16 protein-coding genes and 1 pseudogene are annotated in these 20,230 nt (G+C 73.7%); 9 read left to right on the top strand and 8 right to left on the bottom strand.

Translation table 11 applies throughout. The features are described from left to right. Positions 1-8: 8 nt before the first annotated feature. A complete protein-coding gene (locus ACZ4MU_RS34000; protein WP_467883397.1) occupies positions 9-893 on the top strand; it encodes a PPK2 family polyphosphate kinase in 885 nt (294 codons plus the stop codon). 15 nt (positions 894-908) lie between these two features. On the opposite strand, the gene ACZ4MU_RS33995 is transcribed toward ACZ4MU_RS34000, so the two are convergent. The 4 genes from ACZ4MU_RS33995 to ACZ4MU_RS33980 all read right to left on the bottom strand — a co-directional run bounded on the left by ACZ4MU_RS33995 (position 909) and on the right by ACZ4MU_RS33980 (position 7,161). Continuing rightward, a complete protein-coding gene (locus tag ACZ4MU_RS33995) occupies positions 909-1,586 on the bottom strand; it encodes a DUF5825 family protein (RefSeq protein ID WP_467883396.1) in 678 nt (225 codons plus the stop codon). A 112-nt stretch (positions 1,587-1,698) separates the two neighbouring features. Next, positions 1,699-3,666 (bottom strand): RiPP maturation radical SAM C-methyltransferase, encoded by a 1,968-nt coding sequence (locus ACZ4MU_RS33990; RefSeq protein WP_467883395.1) that lies wholly within the window; start codon positions 3,664-3,666, stop codon positions 1,699-1,701. Positions 3,667-3,862: 196 nt separating this feature from the next. Then, positions 3,863-5,767, bottom strand: coding sequence for a S9 family peptidase (locus ACZ4MU_RS33985; RefSeq protein WP_467883394.1), 1,905 nt, complete (start codon positions 5,765-5,767; stop codon positions 3,863-3,865). Then, positions 5,764-7,161, bottom strand: coding sequence for an MFS transporter (locus ACZ4MU_RS33980; RefSeq protein ID WP_467883393.1), 1,398 nt, complete (start codon positions 7,159-7,161; stop codon positions 5,764-5,766). The genes ACZ4MU_RS33985 and ACZ4MU_RS33980 overlap by 4 nt, the downstream gene beginning before the upstream one ends. Before the next feature lie 644 nt (positions 7,162-7,805). Between ACZ4MU_RS33980 and ACZ4MU_RS33975 the strand changes: the two genes are divergently transcribed. Then, entirely contained in the window at positions 7,806-8,693 is an 888-nt protein-coding gene (locus tag ACZ4MU_RS33975) for a polysaccharide deacetylase family protein (RefSeq protein WP_467883392.1), read from the top strand. Positions 8,694-8,723: 30 nt separating this feature from the next. Here the strand turns inward: ACZ4MU_RS33975 and ACZ4MU_RS33970 are convergent, their stop codons facing one another. Beyond that, positions 8,724-8,948, bottom strand: coding sequence for a hypothetical protein (locus ACZ4MU_RS33970; protein WP_467883391.1), 225 nt, complete (start codon positions 8,946-8,948; stop codon positions 8,724-8,726). A gap of 133 nt (positions 8,949-9,081) precedes the next feature. Then, positions 9,082-9,759 (bottom strand): AIM24 family protein, encoded by a 678-nt coding sequence (locus tag ACZ4MU_RS33965; protein ID WP_467883390.1) that lies wholly within the window; start codon positions 9,757-9,759, stop codon positions 9,082-9,084. Between the two features lie 85 nt (positions 9,760-9,844). On the opposite strand from ACZ4MU_RS33965, the gene ACZ4MU_RS33960 reads away from it, so the two are divergent. The 6 genes and pseudogenes from ACZ4MU_RS33960 to ACZ4MU_RS33935 all read left to right on the top strand — a co-directional run bounded on the left by ACZ4MU_RS33960 (position 9,845) and on the right by ACZ4MU_RS33935 (position 16,492). Beyond that, complete coding sequence (locus ACZ4MU_RS33960) at positions 9,845-10,612, top strand: peptidyl-tRNA hydrolase (RefSeq protein WP_467883407.1); 768 nt, start codon at positions 9,845-9,847, stop codon at positions 10,610-10,612. 68 nt (positions 10,613-10,680) lie between these two features. Next, a pseudogene (locus ACZ4MU_RS33955) lies at positions 10,681-11,325 on the top strand (DUF4142 domain-containing protein); the annotation flags it as partial. A gap of 137 nt (positions 11,326-11,462) precedes the next feature. Further along, entirely contained in the window at positions 11,463-12,899 is a 1,437-nt protein-coding gene (locus ACZ4MU_RS33950; RefSeq protein ID WP_467883406.1) for an MbnB/TglH/ChrH family RiPP precursor modification enzyme, read from the top strand. A 235-nt stretch (positions 12,900-13,134) separates the two neighbouring features. Further along, the gene (locus ACZ4MU_RS33945) at positions 13,135-13,881 is read left to right on the top strand and encodes a DUF4142 domain-containing protein (RefSeq protein ID WP_467883389.1); all 747 of its coding nucleotides are present in this window, start codon (positions 13,135-13,137) and stop codon (positions 13,879-13,881) included. A 74-nt stretch (positions 13,882-13,955) separates the two neighbouring features. Continuing rightward, a complete protein-coding gene (locus ACZ4MU_RS33940) occupies positions 13,956-14,705 on the top strand; it encodes a TIGR04222 domain-containing membrane protein (protein WP_467883388.1) in 750 nt (249 codons plus the stop codon). A gap of 188 nt (positions 14,706-14,893) precedes the next feature. Then, complete coding sequence (locus ACZ4MU_RS33935; protein ID WP_467883387.1) at positions 14,894-16,492, top strand: alpha/beta hydrolase; 1,599 nt, start codon at positions 14,894-14,896, stop codon at positions 16,490-16,492. Positions 16,493-16,566: 74 nt separating this feature from the next. Here the strand turns inward: ACZ4MU_RS33935 and hemQ are convergent, their stop codons facing one another. Next, positions 16,567-17,280: a hydrogen peroxide-dependent heme synthase gene (hemQ, locus tag ACZ4MU_RS33930; protein ID WP_467883386.1), complete on the bottom strand. Its 714-nt coding sequence runs from the start codon at positions 17,278-17,280 to the stop codon at positions 16,567-16,569. Positions 17,281-17,284: 4 nt separating this feature from the next. Then, positions 17,285-18,724: a protoporphyrinogen oxidase gene (gene hemG / locus ACZ4MU_RS33925; protein ID WP_467883385.1), complete on the bottom strand. Its 1,440-nt coding sequence runs from the start codon at positions 18,722-18,724 to the stop codon at positions 17,285-17,287. Positions 18,725-18,850: 126 nt separating this feature from the next. Between hemG and ACZ4MU_RS33920 the strand changes: the two genes are divergently transcribed. Beyond that, entirely contained in the window at positions 18,851-20,230 is a 1,380-nt protein-coding gene (locus ACZ4MU_RS33920; protein WP_467883384.1) for an FAD-dependent oxidoreductase, read from the top strand.

Below are 20,230 nucleotides of genomic sequence, written 5' to 3'. Positions count from 1 at the left end.
GGTGCGCGGTGGCCGAGAAGCGCGGCAAGAGCGGCAAGGGCGGGAAGAGGCCCGGGCAGCCGGACCTGCGCCGGCTGCTGCGCGTCCCCGGGGGCAAACCCGTCGACCTCGCGTCCTTCGCGGCCGACGCCGTCCCCGCCGGGCCGAAGGACAAGGCGCAGGGGCTTGCGGCGACGGCCGGGATGCGCGAGGAGCTCGCCGGGCTCCAGGAGCGGCTGTACGCGGCGAGCACGGCGGGCGACCGGCGCCGGGTGCTGCTGGTGCTCCAGGGCATGGACACCAGCGGCAAGGGCGGCACGGTCAAGCACGTCATCGGCATGTTCAACCCGTCCGGCTGCCGGATCAGGGCGTTCAAGGCACCCACCCGCGAGGAGCTGAGCCATCCATTCCTGTGGCGGATCATGCGGGCGCTGCCGGGGCCCGGCGAGATCGGCATCTTCGACCGCTCGCACTACGAGGACGTACTGATCGCCCGGGTCCACGAGCTGGTCCCGCACCGGCGGCTGGGCCGGCGCTACGGCCAGATCAACCGGTTCGAGGAGTCGCTCGCGGAGGACGGCGTCAGCCTGGTCAAGGTCTTCCTGCACATCAGCCCCGAGCAGCAGCGACGCCGCCTGCTCGAACGCCTCGACAACCCGGACAAGCACTGGAAGTTCAACCCGGGCGACCTCGACGAGCGGGAACTGTGGCCCGCGTACCAGAAGGCGTACGAGATCGCCCTGGAGCGGTGTTCGACGGACGCGGCGCCCTGGTACGTGGTGCCCGCCGACCGCAAGTGGTACCGCAACTGGGCGGTCAGCCGCCTGCTCCTGGAGCAGTTGCGCGAACTCGGCCCCCGGTATCCCCAGGGCGACTTCGACGTGGCGGAGTGCCGCGGGCGGCTGCTGGCCTGACCGCGCGGGCGGCCCTCAGATGGCCATCGCCTCCTGGATCCAGCGGCTCACCCGGTACGGCAGCCACCACGCCAGGTCGCCCACCTTCAGGACCAGCTTCTCGGAGAGGAAGTCGGCGAGGACCGCGGACGGGACGGAGTCGGCCGGGGCGCCGTGGACGAGGGCCCTGATGACCTCGTGGTACTCCGGCTCGTCGGCGGTGAAGCGGCGCAGGTCGCCCCAGCGGCGGTCACGGATCTGAACGAAACCGGGCCCCTGGCGCCACAGGCACTTGCACAGATAGTGACCCTCGCGCCACTGGCGCAGCGCCCCGGCCGCGTCGGCGGGGCCCTCCAGGCGCTGCGGTGGCTGGATATGGCTCAGGAGCTTCCAGGTGTCCGCGTCGGCCGCGGGGTCGAGCCGCAGCTTCCACTCCACCAGGACGGCCCGGGCCGTCAGGTCGCGGGCCAGGCTCAGCGCGCGTACGGCCCGCCGGGCGGCGTCCGGGGCACTCAGGTCCGCGAGGTCGACCGTCTCGGCGAGGCGGACGCGGCGCACGCCCGCCTCCCACAGCCGGTCGGCCTCCTCCCCCGAGGGGCCGGTCACTTCGAGGTCGCCCAGGTGCATCCCGGGCAGCGCACAGGCGTCGGGGTCGTAGTCGCGCCAGGCGGCGACGGTGAGGGCCGCGGTGCGCGGGGTGAGGGCGGTACTCATCGGGCTGGTCCTCCGGCTCGTACGGTCTTCCGGCTCTTGGGGCTCATGGAGCTCTCGCAGCTCGTTGCGGCTCCTACGGGCGGCACGCTGTCGGCGGTCGGCGGTCGCCCGGTCATACGGGCGCGGGCTCCGGGCGGGCGGGCTCGGCGCGGGCCGGCTCCGGGCCCGCGGGCTGCCCGGCCGCGTCGAGTGCCGCGTGGGCGTGGCGCATGAAGTCCAGGCGCAGCAGGTCCTCGTTCACGGCCGAGGGCGCGATGTGGACGTACTGGCCGCCGTCGGTGAAGACCAGGCCGAGCTCGACCCAGGAGTCGAGGAGGCGTTGCACCCCGTCCTCGTCGCGGGCGGCGTCCTTGGCCCGGGCGGCGGCCTTGCGGGTGAGGGCCGCGGCGGTGTGCGGCTGGTCGAGGAGGCGGAAGGCGATCAGCTCGAACGGGTCGGTCAGCTCCAGCGCGCGCCACGCGAACCTCCGCCGCCGGCTGACCAGGACGATGCGGTCCCCCAGGTCGGCGTGGGTGAGGCGGGCGTCCGCGTGGTTCTTCTTCCAGGCGTCCAGCGCGTCGTTGAGGGCGGTCACCGTGGGCTCGCCGATACCGCGCTGCGGGGCCTCGAAGACGTACGCGAGGTCGTAGAGCTCGGACTCCGGCAGGTCGTAGGTGAAGCGGTAGTGCTCCTCGGGGCGCAGGCCGTCGAAGCCGAGCTCGGGGCGGTTGAAGTAGGGGCTGAAGCGTTCGATGGCGATGCGCGCGGACAGGTCGACCGGCGGGTTGAGGTGTTCGAGCGCCGGTATCTGGGCGATCACCGGGTCGTAGTCCTCGGCGGTCTCGCCGGGGAAGCCGTGCAGGTAGTTCCAGGCGACGGAGAGGCCGGTCTCGGCGCCGTCGCGCAGCATGCGGACGTTCTGGCAGCCGCTGACGCCCTTGTCCATCAGGTCCAGGACACGGTTGTTGAGGCTCTCGATGCCGGGCTGGACGTAGATCAGTCCGGCGTCCGCGAGCGTACGGAGCTGGCTGCGGCGCATGTTGGCCTTGATTTCGATGTGCATGCGCAGGTCGTAGCCGCTCTCGATGATGCGCGGCAGGACCGTGGAGAGGTAGCCCATGTCGAGGATGTTGTCGACGAGGTACATGTCGAGGACGCGGTGCTGCCGGGCGAGTTCCATGATCTCCGAGAAGAAGGTCTCGGGGGCCTTGGAGCGGTACTGCATGAAGGAGCCGTTGAGCCCGCAGAACGTGCAGTGGTGCTTCTCGCCCCACCAGCAGCCCCGGGCGCCCTCGACGACCAGCTTCGGCTCGACCCAGTTGCGGGCCACCGAGGTGCCCAGGCGCTCGAAGTAGCCGCTGTAGTCGGGGGGCAGGATCGCGGCGGGCGGGATCGGGCTGGTGGCCATCGGGTTGACCACGCTCCCACCATCGGCGCCGCGGTGGCACAGGCCTGGCACGGTGGCGAGCGCGGCCGGGTCGGAGCCCTCACCGAGGGTGGTGAGCAGCTGGGGGAAGGCGGTCTCGCCCTCGCCGCGGATGACGTGGTCCACGAAGGGGAAGTTGCGGTGGACGGCCTCGCCCTGCTCGCCGTCGCAGTTGGCACCGCCCATGACGGTCACGATGTGCGGGGCGAGCCGTTTGACGTGCTTGGCGGCGGCGAGGGCCGCGGTGTTCTGCTGGAAGGTGGAGGTGAACCCGACGACATCGGGGCCGTACGCCACGATCCGCTCGGCGATCATCCCGACGAACTCCGGGGCGGCGCGGTGCAGTTCCTGTGACATACGCAGCCGGGACTTGCGGAGCTTTCCCTTCATCGCGTCCGCGAACTCCTGGTCGCGCCAGGCGGGGTCGTCGTACAGGGCGGAGGAGAAGACCCAGTCGCCGCAGCCCATGAAATAGGAGGAGAGCGCGTAGTACTCGTAGTCGTCGGCGGTGAATTCGGTGCGCCGGGTGATCCAGTCGGTGAATTCGAGATTGGCGTGCAGCACTTCGGCCCGGGCGCCCGGCACGCGTTCGTCGACGCTGCGTTTGAGGATTCCCAGGGCCAGCGACGGCAGATCGATCGGCGACCAGGGCATATTGACCAGCAGAACACGCATGTCGACTCCTCGCGAATACCGAGACGTAAGGAAAAGGGGCCCGGGCCCCGGGCCGGAGCCTCGGGGCCCGGCACCGGCCGGTCCGGCGGTCTCGACCGCCGGACCGGCCAGCGGGGATCAGTCCTCTTCGCCGTCCTCGGCGTTGCGGAACGGAACCTTGATGGTCACGCCGACGCTCGGCTTGCGGTTCTCCTCGTCACCCGCGAGCGGGTCGTTCTGGATGATGTCCTTCTGCATGGGAACTCCTCTCATCGTGTCGGGTGGTGCCTGTTCCGGCGGGGGCCGTGGTGCGGACCCGTCCGGAATCCCCGCTCCGGTCCGAGCGGGGAGTACGGGGGGCGGCCGAGCGGCGGGGGCCGCGCAGCTCGCGGTCGAGGAAGAGCACGGCGCGGCGCAGGACCGCCACGTGGTGCTCGCCCTGGTAGCCGTCGTGGCCGGTCTCCAGCCACATCGACTCGTGCGGTACGCGCGCTTGGCGCAGCGCGGTGAGGTAGTCGCGCACCTGGCCGGGCGGGCACTTGGCGTCCCGGGTCGCGGCGACGACCAGGAGCGGGGCCCGCACGGCGGCCGCGTACCGGATGGGCGAGCTGCGCTCGTACCGTTCGGGCACCTCCTCGGGGGTGCCGCCGAACAGCCGCTCGTCCAGGGCGCGCAGCGCCGGGGTGCTGGTGCGGTGGGCGGCGGCGCAGTCGGCCACCGGTTTCACCGCGACGCCCGCCTGCCACAGCTCCGGACGCAGCCCGAGGGCGAGCAGGACGAGATAGCCGCCCCAGGAGGTGCCCCACAACCCGACCGCGTCGGCGCGGACGACACCACGCGCGACCAGGTCGGCGCGGACCGCGGTGAGGTCCTCGGCCTGGGTGAGCCCGACGCCCTGGCCGAACGCCCGGCGCCAGCGCGGCCCGTAGCCGGTGGAGCCGCGGTAGTTGACGCGGACGACGGCGAAGCCGGAGGCGACGAGGGAGTGCACCACGCCGTCGTAGGCGTCCCGGTCGTGGTCGGCGGGCCCGCCGTGCACCAGGAACACCGCGGGGACGGGTCCGCGGCGGCCCTCGGGCAGGCTGAGCAGGCTGTGGACCGGGCCGTCGGGGCCGGTCGTCCACAGGTCGCGGTGCTCGCCGGGTACGGGGGCGGGGATGCCGTGCGTGGGCGGCAGCGGGGTCCCGGCGGTGGAGGCCAGCCGGGGCGGGTGCGCGGTGTCGGTCCAGAGGTAGTGGACGTCCCCGCCGGCGCGGGGCGCGGCGTCCAGGAGGGTGCCGCGCGGGGTCGGTACGCGTTCGACCGTACGGGCGCGCAGGTCGGCGCGGTGCAGGGTGCTGCGGCCGTGGCGGTCCTGGCGGACGAGGACCGAGCCCGCGTCGGGGTGCCAGCGGGCGGTGATCTCGGTGTCGAAGGCGCACCAGGAGTGGGTGGTGAGCGTTCCGGGGCCGCCGTCGTCGTCCGGGCGCCAACTCGCCAGTACGTACTGGTCGTCGCACTCGCGGACGAGGAGCAGTTCGGCGCGGTCGCCCGCGGGGGCGAAGCCCAGGCACCAGAGTCTGCCGTGCGGGCCGTCGCCGGGCAGCACCGCGCGCGTGGTGCCGTCCTCGGCCAGGACGGTGACGGCCCGGGCCGAGCCCGCGGTGCCGCCGAGGGCGAGGAGGCGGCCGTCGGGGGTGATGCCGGACAGGGTGGCGTGCCCGCCCACGCGCGTCACCTCGCGGGCCGGGCCGCCGCGCGGGCCGATGTGGACGGTGGTGGTCATGGCGTTCCCGAGGCCGATCGCGACCGTCGCGTCGTCGCTCACGGCGAGGCCGCGCGGCTCGCCCGGGGGCGGTCCGGTCAGACCCGGGCGGTCGGGGCCGCCCTCGAACGGCTGGAACCGCCAGTGCCCTCGGCCGTGTTCGTCCTCGTCGAACCACCACACCCGCCCGTCGCGGTCGAGGGCGTGGTGGAAGGTGCCGTGCGGGCGGTCGGTGACCTGCCGGGTGCGCCCGGTCCTGGCGTCCCAGGTGAACACCTCGCAGCGGCCCTCGGCGTCCCCGGTGAAGGCCATCCGCGCGGGGTCGGCGGCGCACACCTCGGGAAGGGCGGCCCGGTACACCTGGTAGCGGCCGGTCATACGGTACCTGCCCGGGCCGGTATCCGTACGTACGTCGTCCAGCAGGCCAGCAGGGTGAGCACTGCCGCGCTCGCGACGGCGGGCGCGGCCGTGCCCGCGCGGGAGGCGCACACTCCGGCGAGGACGGGCGCGAGGGCGGCCGAGCCGCCGACGGCGGTGGCGAGGACCGCGGCGGTACGGGCCTGGAGCGCGGGCGGGGTCTCCTGGATCGCCCGGGACTGGAGCACCACGGTGACCAGCGGCATCAGCAGGCAGAACACGCCGAACAGGCCGCCGTACGTCCAGGGTCCCCGGGCCGTCGCGAGCGCGGCGGCGAGCGGCACGAGCAGCCAGGAGACGCCGATGAGCAGCCGGGCCGCGCCGATCCGTCCGACGACGCGGGGCGCGGCGAGCGCCCCGGTGAGCCCGGCGGCACCGGAGAGCGCGAGGACGAGTCCCATCGGGGCGCCCCCGTGGCCGCCCTTCTGGAGGGTGAAGACGGCGCCGTAGTACAGCGCGACGATCACGCCGTTGACGGTGGTCGTCCAGATCAGGACGAGCCGCAGGAAGGGCGAGGTGCGCACGAGGGCGAGCCCGGCGCCGAGTTCGGCGCGGAGGGCGGGGCGGCGCGGACGGTGCGGACGGTGCGGACGGTGCGGACGGTTCCGCCGGGGGCTTTCCGGGCTCCGGGCGCCGGAGGCACCCCTGTGCCCCGGCCCCCCCGGTCCCGGCTCCGGTGCGGTTCCGGTGGCTTCCCCGTCCCCCGGCCGCAGGTCCGGACCGGTTTTGGCCGCTTCTCCGTCCCCCGGCCGCAGGTCCGACCCGAGCGCGCCCACGCACACCGCGGTGACCGTGTACGAGAGGGCGTCGGCGGCGAAGGGCAGGGCGCGGGAGACCTGGTAGAGGGCGCCGCCCAGGGCCGGGCCGAGGACCAGGGCACCCTGGTCGCCGGCGGAGAGCCCGGCCACCACCCGGGGGCTGTCGGCGGGCGGGGCGATCAGCACGACGGTGCCGGCGGCGGCGGCCTCGTACACCGCCGTGGAGAAACGTTCCACCAGAACCGCGCCGAGGAGCAGGGCGAGGGGCGGGCGGCCCGTGGCGGCGGCGAGGGCGACCGCGCCCATGGCGAGCGCCGAGACCACGGCGGACCAGAGCATCACCGGTTTGCGCGCGCCCCGGTCGGCGGGTACGGCGGCGAACGGGGCGAGAAGCAGCCCGGCCGCGGTGGAGACGCCCGCGACGAGTCCGACGGTCGCGGCGGAGTGGCCGAGGCCCAGGAGCAGCAGCGGCAGGACGACGCCGGAGGCCTGGGTGCCGAGCGCGTCGGTGGCGTTGGCGCACCAGAACAGCCGGACGTCCCGGGACAGCGGCCCGCGGACGGCCGCCCGGCCGGTGGCCGCGGTGGCGGATCCCACTAGCACCCCACCGGCGAGGCGGGCCGCTGGGTCGGCTCGACCGGTCGGGGCCGTATCGGCGCCTCCGGTGACAACTCCGCCCAGGCTGATAACCCTGGTTCGCGCACAGCCACCCCACAGTTGGTCAGGTTGCGAAGAAAGTGTGCAGGATTCGAAACGAGCGGGAGCCTAACCACGGGTCCGCCGGAGCGACAAGGGTCGTGTCGCCGAGGCCGAAATTGAACTCTGTATGCGCTCGGCAAAGAAACCGATTGCTCTGTACGGATCACACCGCCGACGGAAGCGCCCCCTCGACTGCCGCACGGGAAAAGGGAATGAGCGCGTCCGCCGCGTGCGGCCGCCTGGGCGGATGCGGGCCGCCCGCTTCGCTGCGGTGAACACCCGCTCCCAACATGACGGATCACGCACCTCGACCGGCATATGCGCCTTCCCGGCGGCGAACCGGGTCGCGGCAAGCGGAGGGCGGACCGAGGACAGGCGGCCGGGTCCGGGCGTCGCGCCGGAGCGCCCCGCGAACGACGGAGGACCCTGCCGGGTGCCGGAATCTCGGAGCGGTTCCCTCCGGTTCACTCATTGGCCGGAAACGTATGCGCCCGGCGGCGACGCACCCCGCCGATCAGCAAATGATCGGATAGCTTCCGCCCGTGACCATTTCTGTACGAAAGCTGCTGTCGATTGCCGTTATCGGGGCGGCACTCGCGGGCTGCGGCTCCGATCCGGCTCCCGTCGACCCCGGCGCGAAGGCGGCGCCGGGCGCGAGCAGGCCGTCCACCGCCGCTTCGGCGACGCCCGCCTCCCCCGCGGCGCGGGCCCCCCGGCAGGCGCCCACGCTCGCGCCGGGCCCCGGCGGTCTCACCCCGGTCTTCAGCCGGGCCCCCCAGGGCGGGCAGAAGGTCGTCGCGCTCACCTTCGACGCCGACATGACCGCCGACCAGGGGCAGCGCGCGGCGCGCGGCGAACGCTTCGACAACCCCGCGCTCATCGCCGACCTGCGTCGGCTGAAGGTCCCCGCGACCGTGTTCATGACGGGCCGGTGGGCCGAGGAGTACCCGGCCCAGGCGCACGCCATCGGGACCGACCCGAACTTCGAGGTCGCCAACCACTCGTACAGCCACTACGCCTTCAAGTCCCCCTGCTACGGGCTGCCCGTCGTCGGCGGGGACGGGATGCGCGCCGACGTGGAGAAGGCGGCCGCCTCCTTCAAGAAGGCGGGAGTGCGCAACGCGGTGCCGTACTTCCGCTTCCCCGGCGGCTGCTTCGACGACCAGGTGCTGCGGACCCTGGCCCCGCTGAAGATGACCGCGGTGCAGTGGGACGTGGTGAGCGGCGACGCCTTCGCGCGCGACGGGGACGCCGTGGCCGAGCAGGTGCTGGCCGGTGTGAAGCCGGGCTCGCTGGTGGTCATGCACTGCACCCGCAGCGCGGCGCCCGTCACCGACCGGGCGGTCCAGCGGATCGTGCCGGAGCTGCGCAGGCGCGGCTACCGCTTCGTGAAGGTCTCGGAGCTCATCGGCTCGTCCGCGAAGGGTTAGAGCCGGGCTCTTCCGGGCGCGTCGGCGCCGTCAGCCGGAGCAGGCGGTGCGCTGGGCCTCCTGCCACTCGCACACCGGGCAGAGCGTGATGCCCTTGGTGGACTCCGGGTACTCGGTGGGCTCGCGGCACAGCACGCATTCGGCGTACGGCGGCCCCTCGGCCGGGTCGGGCCGCTCGGGGGCGGACGGGTCGTAGTACGCCGCGTCGGTTTCGTCTCCCCGCTCCCACTCGCCCTGACCCTGGTCCTCGTCCATACGGACCAGGGTAGTCGCCCCGGGGCCGCCGGTGCCGTCCCGCCGACGGCCGCCGGGCCCGGGCCGCGCAGGGCCTCGGTGCTGCTCAGGGCCCCAGTGCTGCGCGCGGGGCCTCAGTGCCGCTCGCGGGGCCTCAGTGCTGCTCGGCCTTCTTCGGGGTCACCTCGCTCGGGCGGACGATGACGTAGCCCTCGCCCTGGAGCATCAGCTGCACGGCCTCGCCGGAGCCGCCGCGGATCATCGAGCCGATGGACTGCGAGCGGTGCAGCGAGGTGTTCAGGTTCGCGGTCCAGCCGACGACCGCGTCGGTGTCGACGTACACCGGCTGCTGCGGGGTGACCGGGATGACCAGCGGGTTGCCCTCGCAGACCAGGCCGAGCCGGCCCCAGCCGGTGAAGACGCTGTTGAAGAGGCCGCCGCCGGTGATGCCGGAGCCCTTGACGGTCTTGATCTCGTAGGAGAGGGAGGCGTCGAAGCAGAGGACGTTGCGGCCGTTGACGGTCAGGACGTCGCCCTGCTCGATGTCGACGATGAAGCAGTTCTGCGCCTCGTGCGCGAACCACGCCTCGCCCTGGCCCTGGACCGCCATCAGGGGCAGGCCCTCACCGGTGACCGCGCGCTTGAGCATGCCCCCTATGCCCTGGCCGCGCCGCTCGAACTGGAGGTTCCCGCGGTAGGCGATCATCGCTCCCTGGCGTGCGAGCATCTCGCCGTTGACCGCGTACTTGATGGACTTGGCGTTCTGCAGCGTCATGCCGGCCTCGGTGGCCGGCTCCGCCATGTGCCCCGAGGAAAAAAGATCGCTCTTCATGCGGGCATCCTGTCCCGGAAGGGTTCATTCCGCCAAGATCCCGGGAAAGCGCGGCTGGCAGACTGGCCGGGTGAGCAGTGAAGAGATGCCGAAGACGTCCGCCGCGAGCCCGTTCCACGACGAGCCGAACGTACGCGACGAGGCCCCGCAGTACGTCCTCCCCCTGGTCGTGCGGATCGAGAAGACCGACCCGCCCGCCCGCACCGACGCGCTGGAGACCGCGGCCCGGGCCGTCCTGGTGATGCTCGCCGACGAGCGCTCGGTCGGCGAGGGCGAGTGGGCGCGGGTCGTGCGGGACTGGCAGGACGCCAGGATCCGCAAGGTGGTGCGGCGGGCGCGCGGCGCGGAGTGGCGCAAGGCGTCCGCGCTGCCGGGCATCACCGTCACCGGCAAGGCGGCGCAGGTGCGGGTCTTCCCGCCGGTGCCGCTGGACGGCTGGCCGAAAGAGCTGCTCAAGCTCCAGGTCTCCGGCACCGACCTGGACGACCCGGCCGCCCCGTCGGCGCCCGGCCCCCTCGCGCCCGTCCTGTGGCTCAACCCGGAGCTCGACATGTCGGCGGGCAAGGCGATGGCCCAGGCCGGGCACGGCGCCCAGCTCGCCTGGTGGGAGCTGACGGAGGCGGAGCGCACGGCCTGGCGGGAGGCGGACTTCGCCCTGTCGGTGCGGGTGGCCCCGCGCGGGGAGTGGGCGGCCCTGACGTCCGGCGGGCTGCCGGTGGTCCGGGACGCGGGCTTCACGGAGATCGCGCCGGGGTCGTGCACGGTGGTGGCGGACCATCCGGCGCTGCGGGCACGGCCCGGCCGGTCGCCGCTGTGTCCGGATGATCTGAACACGACTGCCGGGTCCGGATGATCTGAACACGCCTCCCGTCCCATCCGTACCTCCCGGTACGCCAGATCGCCTGCACGGGAGGCATGTTGATGCGACGCATCGGACGGACGGACCGGACCGACCGGATCGGGATACTCGGCCGTTTCAACGGAACGGCCCTGATCATCGTGGCGCTGGCCGCCACCATCGGCGCGCTCGCCTTCCCCGTCTGGTCGTACGCCGACCGGCTGGGGACGGACAAGTCGAACCTCGACGGGGCCTCCGTGGCGACCCGCTGGGGGCCGCTCTCGCCCGCCGACCGCGAGCTGGTGACGAAGGTACGGCTGGCCGGGCTGTGGGAGCTGCCCGCCGGGCAGCAGGCGCAGGAGCGGGCCCCCAGCGCGGCGGTCAAGGCGACCGGGGACCACCTGGTGATGGGGCACACCGCGCTGGACAAGCACGTGCGCGAGGTCGCGGCCCAGCTCGGGATGGAGCTGCCCAACCAGCCCAACGAGCAGCAGCAGGGCTGGCTCAAGGAGCTCACGGCGGCGCAGGGCCGCGACTACGAGGTGAAGTTCGCGAACCTGCTCCGGCGCGCCCACGGCAAGGTGTTCGGGCTGGTCGCCCAGGTCCGGGCCAACACCCGCAACTCCCTCGTGCGCGACCTGGCCCAGGACGCGAACCAGACCGTCCTCGACCACATCAACATGCTGGAGTCGACGGGCATGGTGGACTACGACTCCCTGGCCACGCAGAAGTGAGCCCGCCCCGGCCCAACCTCAAATGAAGCTCTGAAGGTGGCCCCCGGCGGGTTGGCGCGGGCAGCGCGGGGCCATGACCCCTCCACACGCGCCAGGACCGCGTCGGACTACGGGGGAGGCCAGCCATGGAGCTGGAGCTGGGGATCGGCATCGGCTGGCGGCCGGAGATCGCGGACGCGGTCGAGCGGCTGCCGGGCGTCGACTGGGTGGAGGTGGTGGCCGAGAACCTCTGCCCCGGCCACCTCCCCGAGTCGCTCGTACGGCTGCGGCAGCGCGGTGTCACGGTCGTGCCGCACGGCGTCTCGCTGGGCCTGGGCGGCGCCGACCGCCCCGACGCGGGGCGGCTGGCGGACCTGGCGGCACGGGCCCGGGCGCTGTCGGCCCCGCTGGTCACCGAGCACATCGCGTTCGTACGGGGCGGGGGCGCGCTCACCGCGTCGCCGCGCCTGGAGGCGGGGCATCTGCTGCCCGTGCCGCGCACCTGGGACGCGCTGGAGGTGCTCTGCGAGAACGTCCGGATCGCGCAGGACAGCCTGCCGGTGCCGCTCGCCCTGGAGAACATCGCGGCGCTGGTGAACTGGCCGGACGAGGACATGACGGAGGGCCAGTTCCTCGCGGAGCTGGTGGAGCGCACGGGGGTGCGGCTCCTGATCGACGTGGCGAACCTCCACACGAACCGGGTGAACCGGGGCGAGGACCCGGCGAAGGCCCTGGCGGAGCTGCCGGTGGAGGCGATCGCGTACGTGCACGTCGCCGGGGGCGTCGAGAGGGACGGGGTGTGGCACGACACGCACGCGCATCCGGTGGGGGCGGAGGTGCTGGGTGTGCTGGCGGAGTTGGTGGGGCGGGTGGTGCCCCCGGGGGTGCTGCTGGAGCGGGACGAGGCGTTTCCGCCGGAGGCGGAGCTGGGGCGGGAGCTGTCGGCGATCCGCTCCGTCGTGGCGGGGGCGCCGCCGCTCGGACGCGGGCCGGTGGGGGCTGGCCGGGCGGTTCCCCGCGCCCCTGAAGGCGCGGGCCCACGGCCCCCGTTGCCCGCGCCCCCGGGCCTCGAAATAGCCGTACGGGGCGGGGCCGCGGGCGCGGACAGCCGCGCGGCCGGTCCCGCACACTGCGCCGACGGGGAACCGGCCGCCCGGCCGAGGGCCCTCGGGAAGGTGCGCGGCGGGGAAGAGGCCGCCCGGGTCCCCCTGGCCCTCGCCCAGACCTCCCTTCTCTCCGCGCTTGTCGCCGGTACCCCGGTGCCGCCCGGCTTCGACGCGGCCCGGCTCCGCGTCCAGGCGCACGCCCTCGCCGCCAAGCGCGCCGACGTCGTCGCCAAGGTGGCGCCCGAACTGCCCCGCATCCTCAAGGACGCCTACCGTCCGGCCTACCTCGCGTACGCGCGCGGTCGCCCGCTGCGCGACGGCTACCGCCGCGACGCCCTGGACTTCGTGGAGTCGCTGCTCAAGGGCGGCGGCCTCGACGCCGAGGTGGCCCGGCCCCTGGGCCGCTGGTGGCGGGAGCGCTCCGGCCCCCGGCCGCCGGGCCGTGCCGCCCGCTTCGTACGGGGGCTCGTACGGGCCGCGTAGACGCGAGGTGGGCCCGTACGGGCAGGGCAGGCCGGGCAGGCGGGGCCGGGCAGGCGGGGCCGGGCAGGCGGGGCCGGGCAGGCGGGGCCGGGCACCGTACTACCCGGCGCGTAACAGCACCCGGGACTCGGCCGAGTCGTGATGCCTCCCACACCGTCCCGTCACGGTTTTCCTCGAAACACTCCCCGGATCACTTGCCTCCGCATTACCGTGCGCACCGCACTTGGAGGCTTTCATGCGTCGGATATTCCTTTCCGGTACCGGCTTGGTCGTCATCGCCCTGACCGCGACCATCGCCGCCCTGCTCTACCCCGTCTGGTCCTACGCCGACCGCTCGGGCACCGGACTCGCCAACCTCAACGCGGGTTCCGTGCCCACCCGCTGGGGGCCGCTCTCGGCCGCCGACCGGGACTTCGTCGTCCGGGTCAGACTCGCCGGGCTGTGGGAGCTGCCCGCCGGGCAGCAGGCCGTCGAGCGGGCGCCCAGCGCGGCCGTCACGGCCGCGGGGCACCACCTCGTCGACGGGCACGCCTTCCTCGACGCGCGCGTGCGCGAGGTCGCGGCCCAGCTCGGGATGGAGCTGCCGGACCAGCCCAACGAGCAACAGCGCGGCTGGCTGCGGACGTTGACCTCGGAGAGCGGGACCACGTACGAGAAGGACTTCGCCAACATCCTGCGCTCGGCGCACGGGAAGGTGTTCTCGCTCGTCGCGCAGATCCGGGCCAACACCCGCAACTCGCTGGTGCGCGCGCTCGCCGACGACGCCAACACCACGGTCCTGGACCACATCCGGATGCTGGAGGCGACCGGCCTCGTCGACTTCGACGCGCTGGCCCGCGACAGCGTCGCGGGCACCACCGCGTCCCCCAGCGGGCCGCCCCCGCCCGCCCCGGGCGCCACCCCTCCCTCCCCCGCCCCGGTCACCCCGTCGTTCCCGCTGCCGCCCGCCGCCAGCCGGGCCGAGCCCACCGACACTCCGTAACGAACCGATAACTCCATGTCCACATCATGGGAAAGGCATGGCGCCCACCTCGCCGCTTCACATACAACTCGGCCATGTTCTGGGTTCTCTTCCTGGTAGTCGCGTGCCTCGCGTCCGCCGTCTCGTGCGGGCGGCTCTGCCTCGCCGCGTCCGCGGCGGCCGACCAGGGCCCGGTCACCCGGGACCCGGAGCTCGGCCTCTCGCTGTACGAGACGGCCTTCCTCGCGGGCGGGCCCCTACGGGTCACCGATCTGACCCTGGTCACCATGCACCGCGCCCGCCGGCTGCTGCTCGCGCACACCGGCTGGGCCACGGTGGTCGACCCGGAGGGCCGCGACGAGCTGGAGCGGTCGGTGATAGGGGCCATCGGGCCGGGCGGCCAGGCCCGGATAGCGGCGATCCGCTCGACCGCGGCCGCCGCCGACGCGGTGCACGCGCTCGCCGACCGGCTGGCCGCGGCCGGGCTCGCGGTCCCGGACGCGGCGAGGACGGGCGTCACGGCCTCCCTGCGGGCCGTACGCGGCGCGGCGGCGCTCACCGTCGCCCTCGGCACGACCGCCCTCCTGATGCCCGGTCAGGACAGCACGACCCGGGCCGAGATCACCGCCTGGTTCTCCCTGCCCATGGTCCTCACCCTCGGCTGCCTCTTCATCGCCCGCTTCGAGGTCCATCCGCACACCCGCTGGGCCTCCCCCGACGGCCAGCGGCTGCTCGGCCGGGTCGACCCGGCCGGGGACCCGCTCACCGCCGTCGCGGTGCGGGGCGTGAGCGCCGTCGACGACCCGGAGCTGCGGACCGCCCTGCTCGGCGGCCGGGCGGCCTGACCGGCGGGTGACGGGAGCGCGGCAGGAGACCCGGCGGAAGGCCCGGCTGATGGCCCGGCAGGTGGCCTGACGGGCGACTTTGACCCCGGCGCACCGCCCGCCGGTGCTTTACTTCACCAATTACTCCGCTAATCATCCCTTTTGTACCGGACACCTGTCGTGCCGGACAGACCCGCAAAGGGATGCAGATGAGAGCAGCAGCGCTGTACGGAACGCTCGGTTCCCTCGTTCTTTCCACTTTGGCCGCCTCCCCGGCCGGCGGCATGGACCCGCGCACCGCCGAGGCGCACGGCACCGCCGTCGCCGCCCGGCGCGCCGCGGCGACCGGGATCGCCTTCGGCCGCTGCCCCAAGGCGGAGATGCTCCCCGACGGCATCCAGTGCGGCACGGTCCGCGTCCCGCTCGACTACGCCAAGCCGATGGGCCGTCAGATCACCCTCACCGTCAGCCGGGTGCGGGCCACCGGCAAGCGGGCCGAGCGGCAGGGCGCGCTGGTCTACAACCCGGGCGGCCCGGGCGCCTCCAGCATGTACTTCCCCGTCGTCGCGAGCCTGCCCGAGTGGAAGCGGATCGCGGGCGCCTACGACCTGGTGGGCTACGCCCCGCGCGGTGTGGCCCGCTCCGCGCCGCTGTCCTGCCAGGACCCGAAGGACTTCGCCAAGGCGCCCACCCCGTCCCCGACCGACCCCTCGCCCTCGTACAAGCTGGAGCGGATCGCGCGGGCCAAGGCGTACGCGCAGGGCTGCGCGCACAACGCGGGCGCGGCCCTGCGGCACTACACCAGCCTCAACAACGCGCGCGACCTCGATGTGCTGCGGGCCGCGCTCGGCCAGCGGAAGCTGACGTTCGTGGGGGCGTCGTACGGCACGTACTTCGGTGCCGTGTACGCCACGCTCTTCCCCTCCCATGTGCGCCGGATGGTCTTCGACTCGGCGGTCAACCCCGACCCGCGGCAGATCTGGTACCGCAACAACCTCGACCAGTCGCTGGCCTTCGAGAGCCGCTGGGAGGACTTCCGCGCCTGGGTCGCCCGGCACGACGGCGTCTACCACCTGGGCACCACGGCCGAGCAGGTCCTGGAGAACTTCGAGAAGGTGCGCGCCCGGCTCGCCGAGGAGCCCGCGGGCGGCAAGGTCGGCCCCGGCCAGCTCCAGTCGGCCTTCCTGAAGGCCGGGTACTACGACGACTACTGGGCGCTGCGGGCGACCGCGCTCTCGGCGTACCTCAGGGGCGACTCCAAGCCGCTGATCGCGCAGGCCTCGCCGCGGCCGGAGGCGGCGTGGGACGAGGAGAACGGGAACGCGGTGTACACGGCGGTCGAGTGCAACGACGCGCCCTGGCCCACCGACTGGGCGGTGTGGGACCGCGACAACAGCGCGCTCGCCGAGATCGCGCCGTTCGAGACGTGGGACAACGCCTGGATGAACCTGCCGTGCGCCTACTGGCCCGCGCCCCGGCAGCGGCCGGTGGACGTGGGGGTGCGCCGCGGGAAGCTGCCGCCGACGCTGATCCTGGCGGCCGAACGGGACGCGGCCACGCCGTACCAGGGGGCGCTGGAGCTCCAGCGCAGACTGCCGGGGTCGGTCCTGGTGACCGAGAAGGACGCCGGTACGCACGGCATCGGAGGTGGCCCCAACGCCTGCGTCAACGGGTACCTGATGGACTACCTGCTGAGCGGACGGACGCCGGTGCGGCGCGCGTCGTGCGCGCCGCACCCGGAGCCGAACCCGGTGTCGCTGGACGAGCGGTCGGCGCCCAGGGCTGGGCAGCGGCCGTCCGCTCTCTGATCTTCCGGGTCAGGGGTGGGTCCGGGCCCGTCTCGGCGGGCCCGGTCACCGGGCATACGGGGTGGGGGCGGCCGTCAGGCCAGGCCCGCCACCAGGTCCGCGACCGACTTGCGGCGGCCCGTGTAGAACGGGACCTCCTCGCGGACGTGCATCCGGGCCTCGGAGGCGCGCAGATGGCGCATGAGGTCGACGATGCGGTGCAGCTCGTCGGCCTCGAAGGCGAGCAGCCACTCGTAGTCGCCGAGCGAGAACGAGGCGACCGTGTTGGCGCGCACGTCCGGGTAGCCGCGGGCCATCTTGCCGTGGTCGGCGAGCATCCGGCGGCGGTCCTCGTCGGGCAGCAGGTACCAGTCGTAGCTGCGGACGAAGGGGTACACCGACACGTAGTCGCGCGGGTTCTCGTCGGCGAGGAAGGCCGGGATGTGCGCCTTGTTGAACTCGGCGGGGCGGTGCAGCGCCATGTTCGACCAGACCGGCTCCAGGGCGCGGCCCAGCTTGGTGCGACGGAAGAGGTTGTAGGCGCCCTGGAGCTCGTCGGCGGTCTCCGCGTGCCACCAGATCATGAGGTCGGCGTCGGCCCGCAGCCCGGACAGGTCGTAGGTGCCGCGGACGGTGACGTCCTTGGCGGCGAGCTGGTCGAACAGCTCCTGGACCTCTTCGGCGAACCCGGCGCGGTCCTCGGGCAGCACGTCGCGCAGCTTGAAGACGGACCACAGCGTGTAGCGGATGACCTCGTTGAGGTCCTTCGCCTTCTTCCCTGCGTTCGGGATCTTTTCCGGTGCACTCATGAGGCTATTGTCCCGCGTCACGCTGAGTGTTCTGCGCCAGGGTCGACGTGGCGATGATCTCGTCCGCGGCGCGCCGGGCCCCGGCGACGCACGCGGGGATGCCGACCCCGTCGTAGGCGGCCCCGCAGACCCGCAGGCCGGGCAGCTTCGCCACGGCGTCGCGGACGCGGGCCACGCGCGCGAGGTGGCCGACCGGGTACTGCGGCAGTCCGCCGGTCCAGCGCGTCACCTCGGTGGCGACGGGCCTGGCGGTGATCCCCACGGCCTCTCCGAGGTCCTTGAGCGACATCGCCACCAGGTCGGCGTCGTCGCGCTCCAGGTGCTCCTCCTCGCCGTACCGCCCGATCGAGGTACGGAGCACGAAGAGGTCGGGGGCCCGGTCGGTGACCCACTGCCACTTGTACGAGGAGAAGGTGGACGCCTTGATCGTGCGGCCGTCGAGCGAGGGGACCAGGAAGCCCGAGCGGCGCTCCAGGCGCTCCAGGTCCGTACGCCGGAAGGCCATGGTGACCAGGACCATCGAGGCGTACTCCACGCCCGCCAGTTCGGCGGCGGCGGACGGGGACTCGGCGGCGAGCAGCGCGGACGCCGAGCGGGCGGGGGAGGCGAGGACCACGCCGTCCGCCTCGATCGCGGGCGCCCCGGGCGAATCCGTCCGGATCAGCCAGCCGTCGGCCGTACGGCTCAGGGCGCGCACCGCCGTGCCGGTGCGGATGAGGCCTCCCCGGGCGCGCACCGCGTCCGCGACCGCTAGCGGCAGGGTGCCCATGCCGCCGTCGAGGCCCAGGAAGACCGGGCTGTCGTCGCGCGGTCCCGCGGCGGCCTTCGCCTGGACGCGCGCGACGCCGTCGAGGAGCGAGCCGTTCTCGCGCGCGACGGCGTAGAGCTGGGGCACGGCGGCGCGCATCGAGATCCGGTAGGCGTCGCCCGCGTACACCCCGCCCAGGAGCGGTTCCACCAGGCGGTCGACGACCTCGCGGCCGACGCGGCGCGCCACGAACTCGCCGACGCCGATGTCCTCCCCGACCTCGGTGGCGGGCAGTTCGCGGTCCTGGGCGATGCGCGCCAGGCCCTCGGCGGAGAGGATCCCGCTGAGCGAGGCGGGATCAGCGGGGACGCCCATCAGATGGCCTTTGGGCATCGGCCGCAGCGCCCCGCGCGTCCAGATCGCCGCGGTCGCCGCGGGCGGCCGCAGCCGGTCCCCGAGGCCCACCTCGCGCGCGAGGGCGACACCCTCGGGGCGGCGCGCCAGCATCGACTCGGCGCCGAGGTCCACGCGCGCGCCCGCGATCTCGCCCGCGAACAGCTTGCCGCCCAGGCGTTCGGTGGCCTCCAGGACGCTCACGCGCGCGCCGGACTCCAGGAGGCGGTGGGCGGCGGCGAGTCCGGAGATGCCGCCTCCGACGACGACGACGTGAGGTGCGCTGACGGCGGAGTTGTCCATGCGTCCACTCTCTCAGACGGCACCGACAGCCCCGCGCCGAGTGCCGCGCCGGGGAATTCCGGGGCGCTCCCGCACGTATCTTCCCCAGAAGGGCACGTGCGGGAGGACCGAGCGAGAGGGTGCGCAATGGCGGCGGAGCGACTGGTGGTCATCGGGGGCGACGCGGCGGGGATGTCCGCCGCGTCGCAGGCCCGCAGGCTCAGAGGGCCCGAGGACCTGGAGATCGTGGTGTTCGAGCGCGGCCACTTCACCTCGTACTCGGCCTGCGGCATCCCCTATTGGGTGGGCGGGGACGTGGAGGAGCGGGACAAGCTCGTCGCGCGGACACCCCAGGAGCACCGCGAGCGCGGCATCGACCTGCGTACGCGTACGGAGGCCGTCGAGATCGACACGGAGGGCAGGCGGGTGCGCGCCCGCGATCTGGAGTCGGGCGAGGAGTCCTGGACGGCGTACGACAAGCTCGTGATCGCCACCGGCGCGCGCCCGGTGCGGCCCGACCTGCCGGGCATCGACGCGCCGGGTGTCCACGGGGTGCAGACCCTCGACGACGGGCAGGCCCTCCTGGACACCCTGGCCTCGACGCGCGGGCGCCGGGCGGTGATCGTGGGCGCGGGCTACATCGGGGTGGAGATGGCCGAGGCACTGCTGCGCCGGAAGTACGAGGTCACGGTGGTGACCCGGGGCGAGGAGCCGATGGCCACGCTCGACGCGGACATGGGCAGGCTCGTCCACGAGGCGATGGACGCGATGGGCATCACCACGGTCACCGGCGCCGAGGTAACCAAGATCCTCACCGATGAAAACGGCCGGGTGCGGGCGGTGGCCACGGCGGACGCCGAGTACCCGGCGGACGTCGTCGTCCTCGGCATCGGCGTGGAGCCCCGCACGGAGCTCGCGCGCGCGGCGGGACTGCCGCTGGGCGAGCACGGCGGGCTGCTCACCGACCTGGCGATGCGGGTCCGCGGCCACGAGGACATCTGGGCCGGGGGCGACTGCGTGGAGGTCCTGGACCTGGTCTCGGGCCGGGAGCGGCACGTCGCGCTGGGCACGCACGCCAACAAGCACGGCCAGATCATCGGCTCGGGCGTGGGCGGCGGCTACGCCACGTTCCCGGGCGTCGTGGGTACGGCGGTGAGCAAGGTCTGCGACCTGGAGATCGCCCGTACGGGGCTGCGCGAGCGCGAGGCGCGCGAGGCGGGCCTGCAGTTCGTGACCGCGACCATCGAGTCCACCAACAGCGCCGGGTACTACCCCGGGGCCGCCGTGATGACGGTGAAGATGCTCGCCGAGCGGCGTACGGGACGGCTCCTCGGTGTGCAGATCGTCGGCCGCGAGGGCGCCGCCAAGCGCGTGGACATCGCGGCCGTCGCACTGACGGCGGGGATGACCGTGGAGCAGATGGTGACCCTGGACCTCGGCTACGCCCCGCCGTTCTCCCCGGTCTGGGACCCGGTCCTGGTCGCCGCCCGCAAGGCCGTCTCGGCGGTGCGGGCGGCGGGGAGCTAG

This window comes from Streptomyces sp. NPDC026377, assembly GCF_055567715.1.
Note: the sequence above shows the minus strand (reverse complement) of the source record. Positions and strands in the feature narration are given on the sequence as shown.